The 15,174-nt window shown below is 65.0% G+C and carries 16 protein-coding genes and 1 pseudogene; 8 read left to right on the top strand and 9 right to left on the bottom strand.

The window, feature by feature from the left end:
* Window positions 1-408: CPBP family intramembrane glutamic endopeptidase (locus F8O03_RS09425; protein WP_151423603.1), on the top strand; the 408-nt coding region annotated here is incomplete at its 5' end.
* Window positions 409-618: 210 nt separating this feature from the next.
* Here F8O03_RS09425 and F8O03_RS09420 read toward each other — a convergent pair.
* Window positions 619-1,620: a zinc-binding alcohol dehydrogenase family protein gene (locus F8O03_RS09420; RefSeq protein WP_151423602.1), complete on the bottom strand. Its 1,002-nt coding sequence runs from the start codon at window positions 1,618-1,620 to the stop codon at window positions 619-621.
* On the bottom strand, window positions 1,617-2,744 hold the full coding sequence (locus F8O03_RS09415) for an alkene reductase (RefSeq protein WP_151423601.1): 1,128 nt from the start codon (window positions 2,742-2,744) through the stop codon (window positions 1,617-1,619). The genes F8O03_RS09420 and F8O03_RS09415 overlap by 4 nt, the downstream gene beginning before the upstream one ends.
* A 70-nt stretch (window positions 2,745-2,814) precedes the next feature.
* Between F8O03_RS09415 and F8O03_RS18530 the strand changes: the two are divergent.
* The 3 genes and pseudogenes from F8O03_RS18530 to F8O03_RS09405 form a co-directional block, all read left to right on the top strand.
* Window positions 2,815-2,991: pseudogene (locus tag F8O03_RS18530) on the top strand (helix-turn-helix domain-containing protein); the annotation flags it as partial.
* A 99-nt stretch (window positions 2,992-3,090) separates the two neighbouring features.
* A complete protein-coding gene (locus F8O03_RS09410) occupies window positions 3,091-3,699 on the top strand; it encodes a LysR family transcriptional regulator substrate-binding protein (RefSeq protein WP_244296113.1) in 609 nt (202 codons plus the stop codon).
* Window positions 3,700-5,012: 1,313 nt separating this feature from the next.
* Window positions 5,013-5,891: a LysR family transcriptional regulator gene (locus tag F8O03_RS09405; RefSeq protein ID WP_167516530.1), complete on the top strand. Its 879-nt coding sequence runs from the start codon at window positions 5,013-5,015 to the stop codon at window positions 5,889-5,891.
* Between the two features lie 89 nt (window positions 5,892-5,980).
* Here the strand turns inward: F8O03_RS09405 and F8O03_RS09400 are convergent, their stop codons facing one another.
* Both F8O03_RS09400 and F8O03_RS09395 read right to left on the bottom strand, forming a co-directional pair.
* On the bottom strand, window positions 5,981-6,286 hold the full coding sequence (locus F8O03_RS09400) for a hypothetical protein (protein WP_151423598.1): 306 nt from the start codon (window positions 6,284-6,286) through the stop codon (window positions 5,981-5,983).
* A gap of 710 nt (window positions 6,287-6,996) precedes the next feature.
* Entirely contained in the window at window positions 6,997-7,326 is a 330-nt protein-coding gene (locus tag F8O03_RS09395; RefSeq protein ID WP_167516529.1) for a 3'-5' exonuclease family protein, read from the bottom strand.
* Here F8O03_RS09395 and F8O03_RS09390 point away from each other — a divergent pair.
* The 4 genes from F8O03_RS09390 to F8O03_RS09375 all read left to right on the top strand — a co-directional run bounded on the left by F8O03_RS09390 (window position 7,298) and on the right by F8O03_RS09375 (window position 11,437).
* Window positions 7,298-7,684 carry a hypothetical protein gene (locus F8O03_RS09390; protein WP_151423596.1) on the top strand — a complete coding sequence of 129 codons (387 nt, stop codon included), beginning with the start codon at window positions 7,298-7,300 and terminating at the stop codon, window positions 7,682-7,684. The genes F8O03_RS09395 and F8O03_RS09390 overlap by 29 nt on opposite strands.
* 495 nt (window positions 7,685-8,179) lie before the next feature.
* Window positions 8,180-8,734, top strand: a complete 555-nt coding sequence (locus tag F8O03_RS09385) for a hypothetical protein (RefSeq protein WP_151423595.1) — start codon at window positions 8,180-8,182, stop codon at window positions 8,732-8,734.
* Between the two features lie 329 nt (window positions 8,735-9,063).
* The gene (locus tag F8O03_RS09380) at window positions 9,064-10,608 is read left to right on the top strand and encodes an LPXTG cell wall anchor domain-containing protein (protein WP_151423594.1); all 1,545 of its coding nucleotides are present in this window, start codon (window positions 9,064-9,066) and stop codon (window positions 10,606-10,608) included.
* Between the two features lie 289 nt (window positions 10,609-10,897).
* A complete protein-coding gene (locus F8O03_RS09375) occupies window positions 10,898-11,437 on the top strand; it encodes an ankyrin repeat domain-containing protein (protein ID WP_151423593.1) in 540 nt (179 codons plus the stop codon).
* A gap of 106 nt (window positions 11,438-11,543) precedes the next feature.
* On the opposite strand, the gene F8O03_RS09370 is transcribed toward F8O03_RS09375, so the two are convergent.
* The 5 genes from F8O03_RS09370 to F8O03_RS09350 all read right to left on the bottom strand — a co-directional run bounded on the left by F8O03_RS09370 (window position 11,544) and on the right by F8O03_RS09350 (window position 15,132).
* On the bottom strand, window positions 11,544-12,053 hold the full coding sequence (locus F8O03_RS09370; protein ID WP_151423592.1) for a DUF1990 family protein: 510 nt from the start codon (window positions 12,051-12,053) through the stop codon (window positions 11,544-11,546).
* 87 nt (window positions 12,054-12,140) lie between these two features.
* Window positions 12,141-13,166, bottom strand: coding sequence for a hypothetical protein (locus F8O03_RS18250; RefSeq protein ID WP_208851829.1), 1,026 nt, complete (start codon window positions 13,164-13,166; stop codon window positions 12,141-12,143).
* A 102-nt stretch (window positions 13,167-13,268) separates the two neighbouring features.
* Complete coding sequence (locus F8O03_RS09360) at window positions 13,269-14,246, bottom strand: zinc-binding dehydrogenase (protein WP_151423591.1); 978 nt, start codon at window positions 14,244-14,246, stop codon at window positions 13,269-13,271.
* A gap of 2 nt (window positions 14,247-14,248) precedes the next feature.
* Entirely contained in the window at window positions 14,249-14,671 is a 423-nt protein-coding gene (locus tag F8O03_RS09355) for an organic hydroperoxide resistance protein (RefSeq protein ID WP_151423590.1), read from the bottom strand.
* A 2-nt stretch (window positions 14,672-14,673) separates the two neighbouring features.
* Window positions 14,674-15,132, bottom strand: a complete 459-nt coding sequence (locus tag F8O03_RS09350; protein ID WP_208851828.1) for a MarR family winged helix-turn-helix transcriptional regulator — start codon at window positions 15,130-15,132, stop codon at window positions 14,674-14,676.
* Window positions 15,133-15,174: the final 42 nt, after the last annotated feature.

The raw sequence follows: 15,174 nt of genomic DNA, 5'->3' as shown, positions 1-15,174 counted from the left end.
CGCGTCACAGTCCTCGGCCATCACCGGGAGCTGGCGGCGCTGCTCATCACGTCCTTCGCCTTCGGATTCGCCCACGTCGTCAGCTACCTCTTCGAAGACCTGGGCATTTTCACGATCGCCCTCAACACGTTGGCCGTAGCTCTGGACGGCGCACTCTTCTACGGCGCCTACCGCGCGACGGGCACACTGTGGGTGCCGATCCTGCTCCACGGCCTCGGCGACTTCGGACGATTCCTCCAGCCCGGCAGCAACGGCGCCACGCACGGTGCGATGTCGACCGGCGACACGATCGCCTCCCTGACCTTGATCATCGGCGCCGCGCTCGCCCTCGCACTCGTCGTGAGCCTCGCCCGCCAAGATCACCGGAGTCGACGCGGATCCAGATCGACGCCATCACCTGACTCCTGACCCGATCAACCGCGTCTGCTCTCGCGCCCTCGTCGTCGGTGACGCGAGCGCTGACTTCGGATGAGGCCTGGCGCTAGGACCCCTGGGCGATCTCGCCTGCCGCGGTATTACTGAGAGTTGGGGTAGGCGCGGTCCGCCTCACGCGACATTCTTGCGCCTGCGTGAAGCGGACCGCTGTGGCCTCGGCAATACCCCGTGCCTACTCTTGCTTCATTCGCCACGCCAACCTGAGACGACAATCTTGCCGGGCGTGCCCCCCTGAGTGACTCGAGCATGCGCTTCGCGCATTGTTTCGGCGTCGATTGGGGACAACACCTCCGCGACTGTGGTTCGCAGGATTCCCTCATCCAGCAGGGTCGACACCTCAGACAGCAACCGGTGCTGCTCCAGCATGTCACTCGTCTGGAACATCGAGCGTGTGAACATCAGCTCCCAGTGCACCGACACCGATTTGCTCTTCAGCGGTGTGATGTCGAGTCTGGCTGGGTCGTCGATGACAGCGATCGCGCCCTGGGGCGCAATCGCCGCGCATATAGCGCTGAAGTTCGCTTCAGTGCCGCTCAGAGATGCGACGTAGTCGACCGCGCCCAGAGCGGGCAGTTCCTCACCCAGGTTATGGTGGTTGATCGTGCGGTGGGCGCCGTTGCGGATCGCCCACGCTTGTGATGCTGGAGTGGACGCCGTTGCGATGACCTCAAGTTGCGTCAGCTTCGCGGCGAGCTGAGTAAGCATCGAGCCCACACCTCCGCTGGCTCCAAGGATCAGTATCCGCTTGCCTTGGCCTCCGTCACGGTTGAGGCGCAGGCGCTCGAAGAGCACCTCCCAGGCAGTGATCGCTGTGAGGGGAACCGCGGCCGCTTCGGCGTGCGTGAGAGAAAGCGGCTTCGGCCCGGCGATGCGTTCGTCAACAAGGTGAAGTTGGGCGTTGGTACCGCTGCGAGTCAAGTCTCCCGCGTAATAAACCTCGTCACCGGGCTTGAAGAGCGTTACCTGGATGCCGACCTCAAGGACGATGCCAGCGGCATCGTATCCAAGAATGCGTTCAGTTGAATTGGGGCCAGCGGATGCGCGGACCTTGGTATCAACCGGGTTGACCGATACGGCTCGAACTTCCACGAGCAGGTCGTTTGGTCCCGGCTGGGGACGTTCAACCTCCACATCGACCAGTTGTCCCGGGGCCTTGCCACCGGTGACTGCGATCGCCCGGATCATGCTGTCGCCGCCTGTCCGACACGTCCCACGGCGGGCACCGGTCGTAGCGGCGGGTAATCCGTGTAACCCTGTTCGTTGCCTCCGTAGAGGGTCGTCGCGTCGAAGTCTGCGAGTGGGGCTTGACTGTCGATCCTCTCAGGGTAGTCAGGGTTGGCGATGAATGGCCGCCCGAAGGCCACCAGATCGGCGTGGCCGTCTGCCAAGATCTCATTCGCGCTAGCCGGCGTGTAGCCGCCCGCAACAATAAGGCACCCGCTGAAGCGCTGCCGCAGTCGGACTCTGAAATCTGTCGAGATTACGGGCGCGTCATCCCAGTCGGCTTCGGCCAGGTGCACGTAAGCAATCCCGATCTCTTCCACGGTGTCGACGAGCGAGAGGACTGTGTCCTCGATCTCGGGACAGCCCATGTTGCGCGCCTTGATCTGCGGAGAGATCCGAATCCCAACTTTCTCGGCCCCTATCGTCGAAACGACTGCCCGAACCACTTCCGCCCCGAAACGCACTCGGTTCTCGACACTGCCTCCGTACTCATCTGTCCGAACGTTGGACGTTGTGCGCAGAAACTGATCGATGAGGTACCCGTTTGCCGCGTGAATCTCCACGCCATCGAAGCCGGCTCGGATGGCGTTCGCAGCCGCGATTCGATAGTCCTCAGTAATGGCGGCGATCTCGTCAGTAGTGAGGCTGCGCGGCGTGGTCGTCGGGACCATGGTCCCAACCCCACCTTGACTGATCCATATTCTGGCTCCCGAGTCGAGCGCGCTCGGCCCAACCGGCGGATAGCCGCCGTGGAAGGACGCGTGAGACATCCGACCGACGTGCCAGAGCTGGGCGAAGATCAGCCCTCCTTCGTCGTGGACAGCTTTCGTGACGAGACGCCAGCCATCGACCTGGTCATCGGAATGAAGACCCGGCGTGAAACTGTATCCCTGCCCTTGAGGCGAGATCTGCGTCGCCTCCGAGATGATGAGGGCTGCAGAAGCGCGCTGCGCGTAGTAGGTGGCGTTGAGCGCCGTGGGAATGTTGCCGGGCTGAGCGGCGCGGGCCCGGGTCATCGGGGCCATCACGATTCTGTGGGCCAACTGGTGCGAACCAAGCCTGATCGGGGTTTTGAGATGTTCCATACGCCGAGCTTGGCGATGAGACACGCCGAAGTCAAAGTAACAATGTGGCGACCTGTCATAAGCTCGGCTTATGGCAAATTTGCGGCAATGGGAATGCATCGTCCGGGTCGTGGAGTCGGGCTCGTTCACAGCGGCGTCCGTCGACGTGGGCATCTCGCAACCTGCCCTCTCGCAGCAGGTTCGGAGCCTCGAGCTCGAACTGGGCGGACGACTTTTCGATCGGCTGCCACGTGAGTTGGTTTTGACGCCATTGGGACGCGTCGTGTTACCGCATGCAAGAGCATTGCTCGCTGACTCACGGCGCGCCCTAGCGTCCGCGAGGGCGCTGCTCCACGCTGATGCGGGGGTGCTTGAGGTTGCGACGATCACGTCCATCGGACTCGGAGTCATGCCGGGAGTGCTCGAGGCCTGGTTTCGTGGTCATCCGGCGACGTCCGTCAACCTGCTCGAGCATCAAACCGTCGACGCCGTAGTCGCGAGCATGAACGCAGGGGGAGCAGACGTAGCAATCACGCCGATGCCCGCCGCGTGGGATGGTCCCTCGGTGACCGTGGGCCAAGAGGAGTTTGTTGTCATCTCCGAACGCCATCACGCGCTGGCAGGGAGAGGCTCAGTGCGAATGGCCGAACTCGCGGGGGATCCTTGGGTCCACTACACCGCCGACCACGGATTAGCCGGCGTGCTTGATCACTATGCGGCTGAGGCCGGCTTTGAACCGGTTGTCGCTATACGAACTCCGCAGGTCGCCTCCGTCCCCAGGTATGCGGCGGCCGGAGTGGGCCTGGGATTGGTGCCCTCCAACATTCTGGACACGGGATTCCACGGTGCGCAGCTTCGACTAGACCCGCCTCGAACTCGACTCATCAGCGCATACACACGCTCCGAGCCCGATCCCCTCGTCGCCGCCTTCATGCAGACCTTCGCCGAGCAAGCGAACCTCGGCACAACACGGTAATTCCAGTGTGGTACCCGCCGATCGCTCTTTGCGGTTGGGCAATGGGGTCTCAGCCGTCTTCGAACCCGAGCCGCATCTAAGGCAACCATGCCCCGCGTCGCTGAAGTACCAGCACGGCAACTGCCTAGATGCGCGCACCGAAGTTGTAGGCCGCACCGAATCCGTCGGAGTGTCATCCTCCGTTGGAGAGCCTCTAGTTTTGGCGCACCTCGGGCGAGGTGACGGCGATGTCATCGCCGGGGCCCGACCCTGCTAGGAATGACCATGCATAGGAAAGTGTCAAGCGAGTTCGACGCGTGAGCGTCAACGGCATGGTGACAGTTCGGTATGTATGGTCTCGACTCGTTGAGTTGGTCGTTTGGGCAAGTAGAACACGAGAGAGAAGGGCTCCATTGCTCACATCTCTGAGTTCCGTTGTGAGGGAAAGATTCCGCGGATTCACGTTCTGGGCCGCTACTCCGAAAGTGAATGTGTAGGTCCCAGCACTGAGACACGCGACCGAGCTGGTCAACGTCGTAGTTGTCGCAATGTTGGCGGGTGGATCCTGGACGACAAGCGCGCTGGCAAGCAAGGGTTCGTAGGAGTTCACGAACTCAACCTGGGGGGCAGTGGGCGGCACGCGAGTGGAGCGATAGCGGCTCAGACCTGCGCTAGCAGTGATGGCCAGCGACTCCTGCAGCTGTGCTGCTGTCTGCGGAGCGCATGAGGCGGAGGCGATCGCCGTCGGCGCCGCAGTGACACTCAATACGATCGGTGCTGACCAGACCAACGCGCTCGTGAAAGAACGCCTGGGGGGCTCCGCACTGCGGGGCTTCGAACTGTCTCGTTGTGTCATCTTGAATTCCCTACGCACCGACACGGACTGCTTCGCGTCAGATCGACTCTGTGACGGGAGGTGCGGGAGGCTTGGGTGTCGAAGAGACGTTTCACCGCAAGCCCCCCGGGCGGAGCACTATCCCCTAGATGGCTCTACGCCGCGTTCAAAAGTACGGGAACGTGGAACCGGCCGAAGCACGCCGCCGCCAGACCCCAAGCGGCTCAAGTTACGAGCGCGGTCTCCCTGGCACAAGGTGTTTCCGTTCAAACAGCTGGAGAAAACCCGACCAAGTGAATTCGCGTTCCTGTAACTGTCTGCTGGTTCGTGATGCTCCCGCAACTATGCGGACCCGGTAGCGGAAGGATTCAGAATCTGAATGTTCGGTTTAGCGTACGGACCTCTTCCAGGCAAGGGGGAAATTTCGGATGCTCTACTTGGGTGTGCAAATCGCGCCGCACCCCAGGCGGCGCTCCTGGTCACACGGATGGAGGGGCACATGGACAAGCGCGAGCGTTACCTTCATGCTTTTGTCGAAGTCTGTGATCGCGGGTCATTCTCATCGGCAGCGAAGGCCTTGTTCGTGAGCCAGCCCACAGTCTCTCGGTACGTGTCAGCCCTAGAATCGGAGGTTGGCCTGCGTCTCATAGATCGCTCGACGCGGACTGTCACGCCCACGGTTGCTGGCCGTGCGCTGCTACCCGCTGCTAAGGCACTCATTGCTAAAATCGTGGACTTTGAGCGGCTGGTCAGCGGAATCGGGGCTGGAGAGACCGGCTTTCTGCGAGTTGGCACTGTCTATTCCCTAAGCATCAGGGTGATCCCGAAACTAATGCATGCGTGGCGTGTCCGGCACCCATCAATAGAGATACACCTGTCCGAGTACCGTCATCGCGATCTGGTGACAGAAGCAGTTCTGTCGGGAGACCTGGACGTTGGCTTTGGCCCCACTCCGTCCCCCTGGGATGGTCAAAGCCTCCTCATGGGAGAGGAGGAATTCGTCGTGGTGCCAAAGTACGGACAATGGAGCGGTGACGCGCGCATAGCCATCTCGAGCTTTCAACACGAGGCATGGGTCCAGTTTGGTCGCGAGAACGGCCTATCGGCGGTTCTAGACGAGACATGCGGAAGCGGTGGGTTCGCCCCGATCGTCGCGGTGCGTACTGAGCAGGCGAGGGCTGCGGTTGAATTTGCTGTTCGTGGCGTGGGCTCCACGCTCGTACCCTCAAATATCGTGCCAAGGACTGTCCAAAGTGTGGCTTTGGAACCGCCAGTGACTCGGACAATCTCCCTCTTTTGGCGCACCGACGGGGACCTCGTCGTCGACGAGTTCATCCGAACGATGCGAAGGGCCAGCCGTCCAGAAATGTTCCTCTGATGAGCCGGACGGGTACTACCGATTTCGTAGCGCTTCGCGCACCCTCTGGTACCCCAAAGCAGCAACGCGTTCCCTTAGGACGCGGGGGACTACTGCTCGACGACCCCAAGCAGGAAAGCCCTGAGATCAGCAACGACGTCAACCAGATCATGCCCCCGGATCTGTGCCAGCTGCGACGTCAACCAACTTATGTTGATCGCGGCGGCACCGAGAAGGTGGTCGCTCTCGATTGACTCGTCGATCTCGTTCTGAGGCCGCACAAGAGGGTCCACTGCCGCCCCATGGGCGCGCTCGTTGTCGCCCGGAGTTGCCGTCGGGGATTGAGCCACGACGACGTCCAGCAGAATGTTGGCTGCGCGCCAGGCCTGAATGGGCATGCGTGCTTCTTCGGTCATATGAATCGTTCCTGCTCGTTTGTACCCTGAAAGGTGACACGGTGGGAGTGTCGTCGGCCTGGACTAAGTTGCAGACGACGCAATTCAGAGTTAGGTCCCTCGAGTCAGCGTGCCAAGGGGCGGCCTATATCCAAAGGGGTATTCCGACTACGCATCGGCACGACGTCAGTCCGCATAGTCGAGCGTCGAGCACTCGTCTCTTCATTGGATGCAGTCCCTCGGTAGGGTCCTAACTCGTCGACGCGCCACATGCCGATGATGCACACGATGGCGTGAGCATGCTGCGCGGGAGGGTACGGCGTCGCGGAAAGAGACCACCCGCCCCTCTTGGCCGTACTCGTGCATACCGTGCAGGCGCGCTCAGCGGCATGCGACGGGACAGGTCGTCAGTCTTGAGATCCGCACCCACGGTGGACCGCAGGGGTGAGTGGCACCGCGAGTCCGGACCCGCGCAGTCTTGTCACCGACCGACCGCCCTGCCCACGATCCGGCCGGATGGGTATCTTTTGCGGGTTCCTGCACATACGCATCCAGGACTTGGGGCGACTGGGTCGCCCCAAGCCTGACCGCGCTTCAGGCCCACGTCAGGTGAGCCTCCGCTTTAGGCCACAGCGGAGAGCGCAACCCTGCGTCTCGAGCACACGCCGGCCCATCCATTGCGCTGGTCACGGGATTGTCTCTACGGAGCAGTGTTCGTTCACGGCCCGGGGTCATGAGCGGTCGACCGCTGCGAGCACCGCCTGAATGGTGTCGCCGATGTTCCGGCCTGTTGCCAGGCACGCGTCAACGTCGTCTATTGCCAGGTGGCCCGTGGATGGTGCGACCCGGTCGATGTCGAGGCCGGGGCGGCGGGCGAAGGGCAGCTCGACGCTGGTGAGGTCGACGCTGCGGTGGTGGAGCTTCGCGAACGTCAACGGCAGGTGCTCGCGCAGGAAGTTGCGATCGAGGGTGATCGAGTTGCCGATGAGGAGCAGCGGGACGCCGTCTGCGTGCGACTCAAAGTAGGCGGCGATGCGCGCGTCCACGTCTGCGACGGTCATGCTGGCGCGGTCGACGTCGGCGATGAGGCCGCTTTTGGTTGCTGGTGCGCATGTCTACGACGAAGTCGTTCATGCGGCCACGACACGGGAGGACTGGGAAGATCGAGTCCCGGGGACTTCGCTGGGCAACGACGACGGAGATCCCGTCGTCGACGTGGGAGAGATCGTTCGTGACGACGCCGGCGGCGACCTCGAGGACGAGGCCGGTCTGCTCGTCGAGACCGGTGGTCTCAAGATCGATGCAGAGCATGAGGGACGGGTGCGGGGCGTGAGTGCTCATGCACCTCTACGCGGGCCGCTCGAGCCGTCGACGAGAGAGCACGGCGCAGAGACAGCATTGGCAAACAGCGGTCACTGATTGCGAGAACCATGGGAAGCGCCGCACCGGAACGTTCCGGTGAGATTCCGGTGGAGGTCGAAAACCGAGGGCGAATATCGGCAAGAATGGGCAAGTGAACCACCACGCCCAGACTCAGCGAAAGTCGCCATGACCAGCGCTTTAGTAGCGGACACTTGCCGATGCTCACCAGCCGCTTCCACGTTTACACCGTGGATGTCGTCGGTTCGATCCCGGCAGGGCCCACCAATCTCGCTTCTTGGCACGGGTATCCCCGCCGAATCTGCGGCCCACGGGGTGTCGAGGGTCACCCGCTCTTCGTGCGGCCATGTCGCGCGGGTTCGTCAAGGCTTCCGCGATCGAGGCACGTCGGCCGTGCCGGCGGCCTCCAGAACGCTCTGAGCGGGACTGGCTACTGCGTTTCGCAGTTGAGGCGCTACCACGTGACGACTTCTGAGCGCTCTGGGAGCGTCCAGCGTCGACTGGGAGCGTGCTGACGTCACCAGCCCACAGAGAATGGACCCACGAAGCGAGGCGACGATGACCCCGAACCCGAACCGTGAGCTGGCAGCACCTCCCGAATTGGACGCCGTGATCGGGCGCGGGTGGATCCTGGAAGTACGCCGCTACATCCTCTGGATCCTCGCGATCGCCCTGTTCCACACCATCGCGAGCGGTGGTTCGCGCAGCTACTGCGCGGGTGGTGTGACCGGGGCTGGGGACTCTCTCGACGCGAATGGGGAGATCACGGACCAGGTCCCCAACTGCCTCGCGATGACGCTGCAGCCCAGTCCGTTCGCATACCTGGCGCTGGCGCTCGGATGCGTGAGCATCCTCACCGTGCTCATTCGGCGGGGAACGATCCTCGCAGACGCTCGAGGCCAGTTCACTCGTTCAGCGATCCTATTCACAATCGTGATCGTGCTCTGGACCGGAGTGTCGCTCTCCTCCCTCTTCACGTTCCCGATCGAGCTCTATGACGGTGGCCTGGCTCGTCCTGACGGATTCATCTTCGGCAATGTCGAAGTCGACATCTCTCCTATGCAGGTCCAGTTGCCGAACCCGAGCTGACCGGCGGCGTTCGGCGATGCGTATCCGCAACCTGCGGACGCAGCAAAGATGCACACCCCGCCTCGCCAGCCGGCCACAGGAAGACCGCGCTCGCCGCATCCCGTGCCGTCATGGATCGCCATCGTGGACCCGCGTCCACTCAGCAACTGTTCACACGCCTTAAACGTGAACAATCCCCGTCGTCGTGTTGAACAACATAGGGTCGATTGATACCCGGGTGTTCGCACCGGCGATCTTGATCCCAGAGCGCGATCCGCGGTGTACCCACCCCTCTGCCGACGGCGCCGGAGCACCATGAGTCCGACGCCCCACACCTAGGACACGAGACCATGACACGCGTCACCAGACGACTCCTCGCCGCACTCGGCGCCGGGGCCATCCTCGCCACCGTTCTCGCCTCGCCGGCGCAGGCGGCACCCGACCCCCGCCTCGAGAGCACCGAACTGGACGCGGAGGAGCTGCGTCTCAGCGCCACGCTCCCCGGCGAGACCGTTCCCTTCTCCACCCAGATGATCGCCTCCACCGGGCTAGAGGCCGCGCTCGACGACTTCTCCGCCAAGCTCGCCGGGATTGCCCCCGGCCATGCCGACACGCTCATCGTGGAGACGGGTCGCGAGATCTGGGACATCGCTGTCCAGAACGCTCAAGACGTCGAAGCAGCCACCCGTTACGAGGACCGCGGCCTCTACTGGGCGCGGCTCGCGATGCGCGCCGAGGTCAAGGACTGGGCCGCCGCCTCCGCCGTCTCGGCTGAGCAGCTCACCGACCTGCTGCACAGCCTGGAGGAGGCGACTCGTGGGCTGCTCGAGCTCGGCTTCGACGAGGACCCTGGCGTCACCAAGGTGATGATCAGCGGATTCGACCCGTTCCAGCTTCCCGCCCTGCTCGAGCGCTCGAACCCCTCCGGTGCCGTTGCCCTCTCCCTCTCCGGCCGTGTCATCGAGACGGTTTCCGGCCCAGTGCAGATCCAGGCCGTCGTGCTGCCCGTGACGTGGTCGCGCTTCGACGGCGGAATCGTCGAGGACGCGTACGGTCTCCAGTTCCTCGCGGGTCCCGCGTCACCCCAGATGGCGATGACCATCAGCCAGGGGCGCACCGGCTACGACATCGAGCGCTGGGCGAGCAGTTGGCGCGGCGGCGGCGTCGACAACCTCGACGAGCGTGCTCTCGAAGAGGCACCGGATGCGGCGGCGTGGCCGCAGACCGTCGACGGTGCGCAGTTCATCGAGACGACGCTGCCGTTCGAAGAGATGGTTGCCGCAGAGACAGGCCCGTTCCCGGTGCAGCTCAACAACGCTTTCTGCTATTCCTTCAGCGAAGCTCGGGATGACGAGGCGCAGTGTGTCGGCACGAACGACCCGACGGCGCCGCCCGAGGGATCCTTCGCAGTGAGCGGTGGAGGCGGCGACTACCTCTCGAACGAGAGCATGTACCGCGCGAACCGCCTCCGCGTCGGCCTGGACCGTCAGGACGTGGCCGGCGGCCACCTGCACGTCCCAGTGCTCGACTACGCCAACCTCGCCGCCAACCGGGCGACGAACGTCGAGCAGACGCAGCAGCTCATCTTGGCCGCGGCCGCCGCGCTTCCGACACCCGCAAGCCCGGAGCCCACGCCCACGGCAACCCCGTCAACCACTCCGACCGTCGCGCCCGAGCCCACGCAGGAACCGGAACCCAGCGTTGCGCCTGAACCATCGACGGCTCCGAGCCCCGTCGAGACCGCGACGTCCGCGCCAGCGGCTCCCGTCGACGGTGACTCGAGCGAGTCACTCGCCACAACAGGGAGCAGCGGAGTGCCGTTCCTGACGATCACTGCGGCTGCGATCGCCGTACTCGGCGGGCTTGTCCTCCTGCTGCGTCGCCGACACAGTTAGGGCTGGCGTGACGGGGGAGGCCGCGGGTCTGTCTTCCCCGGCGGCACAACCACCACGATCTCCGCGGCCAGCCGAACGTCCCGACTCCGAGAGTCTCGACGTCCGGCTGGCGTGGAAGGAGCCCACCCGGTGCGGATGAGTCGTGACGAGCGCCCTGTGTGCGGGTCGGTCCGCCCCCGCACCGTCGACGAAGCCAGTACGGGCAACGGGCTGCCAGATCCCGCTCTCCCGTCTTCGCTAGGCTCGCCCCGTACACCAGCAGAAGGGCTCGACCGTCTTGGAGGCGATCATGCCGAACCGAGCACATCGCGCCGAGGAGGATTCGCTCGAGGCCTTCCTCGCCGACTACACGCCCGACGAAGCGACGTTCTCGCTGTCCACCGGCGACACGCCGCTGCTCAGGGTGATGTTGAATCCAGATCTCGAGGCCCGCCTGCGCATCGCCGAGCGGCTGCTCGACGACGGCGCTGACGCATCCGTCACGCTCTCGTCCGGTCTCAACGCCCTGCACCTGCTGTTCTCGAATCGCGAGCACGACCTCGACGGTGAGGCTGCGCTTGTCGCGCGGCTCGTCGCGGGCGGGGCGGATGCGAACGCGGTCTCGAAGCGGCATGGCCCGCCGCTGCTCGCCATGATCGACTCGGGCATGGGGTCGCTGCCCGGCGTCGGCGTCGTCATCGATGCGATCACCGAGTCGACGACGATCGACCTTGAGGTCCTCGTCAACCGCAGAGGAAGACCTCGGAAGACGCTGCGCGAGGAGATCGCGACCACCGACTGGCGCATTCCCGACGTGAGGGCGCGACTGGGGGTCCCGCAACAGGCCTGACGACTATCGACGAAGCCCAGGGCCGCTCTACACGTGTGCATCACCGACGTCGGACCTGCTGTTCCGCGACAGGATGAGAGTCTGCGACCTCTGGAGGGGGCTCCCGTCAGGTCCCTCGTTCCGCGTCGACGGCCAACGCCGCCAGGTACCGGCGCGTCATCCGCGTCTGCACGGAGCGTGCGAGTGGGCCGCCGAGGCGCGTGAACCAGCGCCCCGGCCTGGAGAAGGCGACGACGCTGAAGATCACGTCGCCGGAGTCGGCGAGCACGAGCTGGAAGCGCTCTTCGCCTCGCTCCGGATGCCCTGGCAGGGTTCCATAGGCGAACCCGCATGTGGTGGGCGTGCGTTCCGCCCACACGACGAGGCACGGGATTCTGAACCTGAGTGGACCGATGCGCATCCGCATGACGACGAGCGAGCCCTCCCGGAGCGGAACGTCGGAGAGTTCGACAGAGGCGCCGGCGCGGCTCTGCGCGCGGCCGGCGAGCAGGTCGTCTGCTGCCCGCTCGAACGCCGCCCGCCCGTGACCGATCACGAGCGACTCGCGCACGTGATGGTAGCCGTCAGGCAGTGCTCCTGCCGTCGCCCCGACCTCCGCATACGTGAGCCGTGTCATGAGGTGCTTGCCAGCCCGCACATCATGTGGGCGAGCTCATGCGACGGTGAGGCGAGATACGCCGAGGCGGAGGCGGTCGGCATGAACCTAGAACCTCTCCTTCGCGTCGATGGCTGCGGGAGACACGACGGCGGCGATCTGCAGGCCCTCTTCCGCGCTGGTGAAGAGGGCCACGACGACGTCGTCGGTGACCGGCCAGAGGTCGACGTGCTGGATCCAGGTCACCTCCATCTTGTTCGCGGCCCACGAGCCGGCCGCGGGTGCCTCGGCTCGAGGGGGTCCCCACCGTGCGGCGAAGGCGGCACGCACATCGCTCATGAGCCGCGCAAGCGTCGCGACGTCGGTCGAGTTTCCGGGTTCCTTCGTCTCGATCACCAGAAGCTCGTGCCCCCACGCGGCCGTGGTCCGCCGAAAGCCCCTGAGTCGTCCGAACTGGATTCCCTCGATGCGGGGCTCGTCGAACAGGTCGAGGCAGGCCGCGATCACCTCGCTGGTGTTCACCTCTGGGGCGACGAACGCAGTGGCGGCGCGGACAGGCTCAGGTTCCTCGTTCTTGACCTCAGCGACCCAGGCGTCGAAGGGATCCGGCTCGCGAACCTCCCACTGAGCGGGCACCTCGACACCGAACTCGGTCTCGACCCACGCCCTGAACGGGGCGAGCGCTGCAACGGACTCCTCATCCTCCTCCGACGGTTCCTCCGGCAGCGCGTAGTCGTTCAGCTCCAGGTAGCCGACTGCGAGCAGTCGAAGGAAGTCGACGGCATCGTCGGCAAGGGAGAGTCGCTCGCCTTCGGAGCCGAGCATGACGAAGCGGATCACGTCCGACGGATCCAGCCAGAGCGCGGCGAAGCTGCCGGTCCCGTCGGTCTGCCCGAGCGGGAAGAGGCGGTCGTGGCCGGGTTCGCCCGGCTCGAACCAGCCGGTCAGCGACTCGGTGGGGGAGAAGACGATGCCGAGCTGCGTGGTCCCGGCATACGGGGTGAGGAAGTAGCCGTGCCTGTTCTCGAAGCCCCAGCCCTGTTCCTCCATCGACGTCCACGCGCGCTCGAGCGGCTCTGGGATGGTCATGCCTGCGGGGAGCTTCGGCGCCAGGAGGTCTGCGAGATGTGACATGCGTTCAGGATGGCGGCCGAGCTTGGGCAGATCCAGGGAGCGTCGTGCGGAATGCCCCGCCCTGTGAAGGGCGGGGCATTCCCGAAGCTGATGCTCGAGCTGCTACGGGCGGAGCAGGACCTTGCCGACTCGTCCCGAGGTGAGGCTCGCCTCGACCGCGTCGGTGATCTGCTCGAACGGGAACACGTCGGCCACGGGGAGCGTCAGCTGGCCCGAGCCGAGGTGCTGGAGCAGCTCGCCGAAGAGGCGCTGCTTGAGGCCGGCGTCGATGGACTGGCTGACCTTGCTGCCCCAGAAGCCACGGACAGTGGCCTGCTTGAAGATGACGTCGCCAGACGACAGCTCGAGCGTGGGTGAGGCCATCGCGCCGAACACGACGAGTTCGCCGTTCTCCGCGAGGAGCGACAGTACCTCCCCGGCCGACTTGCCGCCGACGGATTCGATGCCGACCTTGATGGGCGCGCCCCCAGTGATCGCCTCGACCTCATCGCGCCAGCCGTCGACGTTCGTCGCGACGATGCGCTCGATGCCCTGCTTGCGAAGCTCCTCGACGCCCTCGGACCGACGCACGAGGCCGACCACGTTGACACCGCGGGCCGCTGCGATCTGGGCGACCATGCGGCCGACGGCGCCGTTCGCCGCGTTCTGCACGAGCCAGTCGCCGGACTCGAGGCCGAGCGACTCGAGCAGGCTGATGGCGCTGAACGGCATCGCGACGAGCTGCGCGGCCGATTCGTCCGGCACGCTGTCCGGGACGGGGATGAGGCCAGCGGCGGGGGTGGTCACGTACTCCGCCCACGCGCCGAACGATCCGCCGGTCGCGACCCGCTGGCCGACGCTCAGTCCCTCGACGTCGGGGCCGATCGCATCCACGACCCCCACGGCTTCGGTCCCAGCCCGTGCGGGCAGCTCGGGCTTGAAGCCGTACGTGCCGCGCACGGTCCAGAGGTCGTGGTTGTGGATGGGGGAGAGCAGGATGCGCAGGCGCACCTCGCCGGGGCCGGGCTGGGGGAGTTCCTGCTCCTCGACCGTCAGGACGTCCTGCGGCTCGCCGAAGGTGGGGTGGGTGATGGTGCGCATGTTCAGTCCTCCGAGACCGTGATGGTGACGTCGATGTTGCCGCGGGTGGCGTTCGAGTAGGGGCAGACCTGGTGTGCCGCGTCGGCGAGGGCCTGAGCTTCGTCATGGGCCAGGTTGGGGATGACGACCTCGAGCAGGACGGCGAGCTGGAACCCGCCCTCGCCGTTCGGTCCGATCTGCACGCGCCCGCCGACGCTGGAGTCGCCGAGGTCGAGCTTCTTGCCTCGCGCGACGGCGTGCAGGGCGGAGTGGAAGCAGGCGGCGTAGCCGGCGGCGAACAGCTGCTCGGGGTTCGAGCCGGCACCCGACCCGCCCATCTCCTTGGGTACGGCCATCGTGAGGTCGACGGTGCCGTCGCTCGAGACGACGCGACCGTCTCGGCCCTGGCCGGTCGAGAGAGCTTCCGCGGTGTAGAGCACGTCCACAGCTAGTCCTTCTTTCCTTGTGCGTCCGCCTGGTCGGCGGTGGCTTGCATGGTCTCGGTCAGGTGCTGGAGGGTGCGCAGCAGCGCGGCACCTGATTCCTCGCTCCCGAGACCGGTCCCCGCGGCGATGCGGGATGGGATGTGCGAGAGCTCGGAGCGGAGTGCGACGCCTTGCTCGGTCAGATCGACGTCGACGACCCGCTCGTCACCCGCGCGGCGCTGGCGCGAGATCAGGCCGGCTTCGGCCATGCGCTTGAGCAGTGGCGACAGTGTGCCCGAGTCGAGCTGGAGTACCTCACCGAGCGTCTTCACCGACTGCTGGCCGTCGTTCCAGAGAACGACGAGCACGAGGTACTGCGGGTACGTGAGGCCGAGCGGCTCCAGGAGCTTGCGGTAGGCCTGCGATGTCGCCCTGCTCGCCGCATACAGCGAGAAGCAGATCATGTCGTCGGTAACGGGCATGCGTAAAGCATTGCACACAACTCAATTGTGCACAATCAAACT

Origin of the sequence: Pseudoclavibacter terrae (assembly GCF_008831075.1) — a bacterium.
Lineage (GTDB): Bacteria > Actinomycetota > Actinomycetes > Actinomycetales > Microbacteriaceae > Pseudoclavibacter > Pseudoclavibacter terrae.
The sequence above is the reverse complement of the archived record's forward strand: the minus strand, read 5'-3'. Positions and strand labels throughout refer to the sequence as shown.

Coding starts and splice junctions, on each gene's coding strand:
- F8O03_RS09420 (WP_151423602.1), bottom strand. CDS start 1,620: ATGATCCGGGCGATCGCAGTCACCGGTGGCAAGGCCCCGGGACAACTG.
- F8O03_RS09360 (WP_151423591.1), bottom strand. CDS start 14,246: ATGCGCACCATCACCCACCCCACCTTCGGCGAGCCGCAGGACGTCCTG.
- F8O03_RS18250 (WP_208851829.1), bottom strand. CDS start 13,166: ATGTCACATCTCGCAGACCTCCTGGCGCCGAAGCTCCCCGCAGGCATG.
- F8O03_RS09380 (WP_151423594.1), top strand. CDS start 9,064: ATGACACGCGTCACCAGACGACTCCTCGCCGCACTCGGCGCCGGGGCC.
- F8O03_RS09415 (WP_151423601.1), bottom strand. CDS start 2,744: ATGGAACATCTCAAAACCCCGATCAGGCTTGGTTCGCACCAGTTGGCC.
- F8O03_RS09350 (WP_208851828.1), bottom strand. CDS start 15,132: ATGCCCGTTACCGACGACATGATCTGCTTCTCGCTGTATGCGGCGAGC.
- F8O03_RS09390 (WP_151423596.1), top strand. CDS start 7,298: ATGCGCGCGTCCACGTCTGCGACGGTCATGCTGGCGCGGTCGACGTCG.
- F8O03_RS09395 (WP_167516529.1), bottom strand. CDS start 7,326: ATGACCGTCGCAGACGTGGACGCGCGCATCGCCGCCTACTTTGAGTCG.
- F8O03_RS09400 (WP_151423598.1), bottom strand. CDS start 6,286: ATGACCGAAGAAGCACGCATGCCCATTCAGGCCTGGCGCGCAGCCAAC.
- F8O03_RS09370 (WP_151423592.1), bottom strand. CDS start 12,053: ATGACACGGCTCACGTATGCGGAGGTCGGGGCGACGGCAGGAGCACTG.
- F8O03_RS09405 (WP_167516530.1), top strand. CDS start 5,013: ATGGACAAGCGCGAGCGTTACCTTCATGCTTTTGTCGAAGTCTGTGAT.
- F8O03_RS09385 (WP_151423595.1), top strand. CDS start 8,180: ATGGACCCACGAAGCGAGGCGACGATGACCCCGAACCCGAACCGTGAG.
- F8O03_RS09375 (WP_151423593.1), top strand. CDS start 10,898: ATGCCGAACCGAGCACATCGCGCCGAGGAGGATTCGCTCGAGGCCTTC.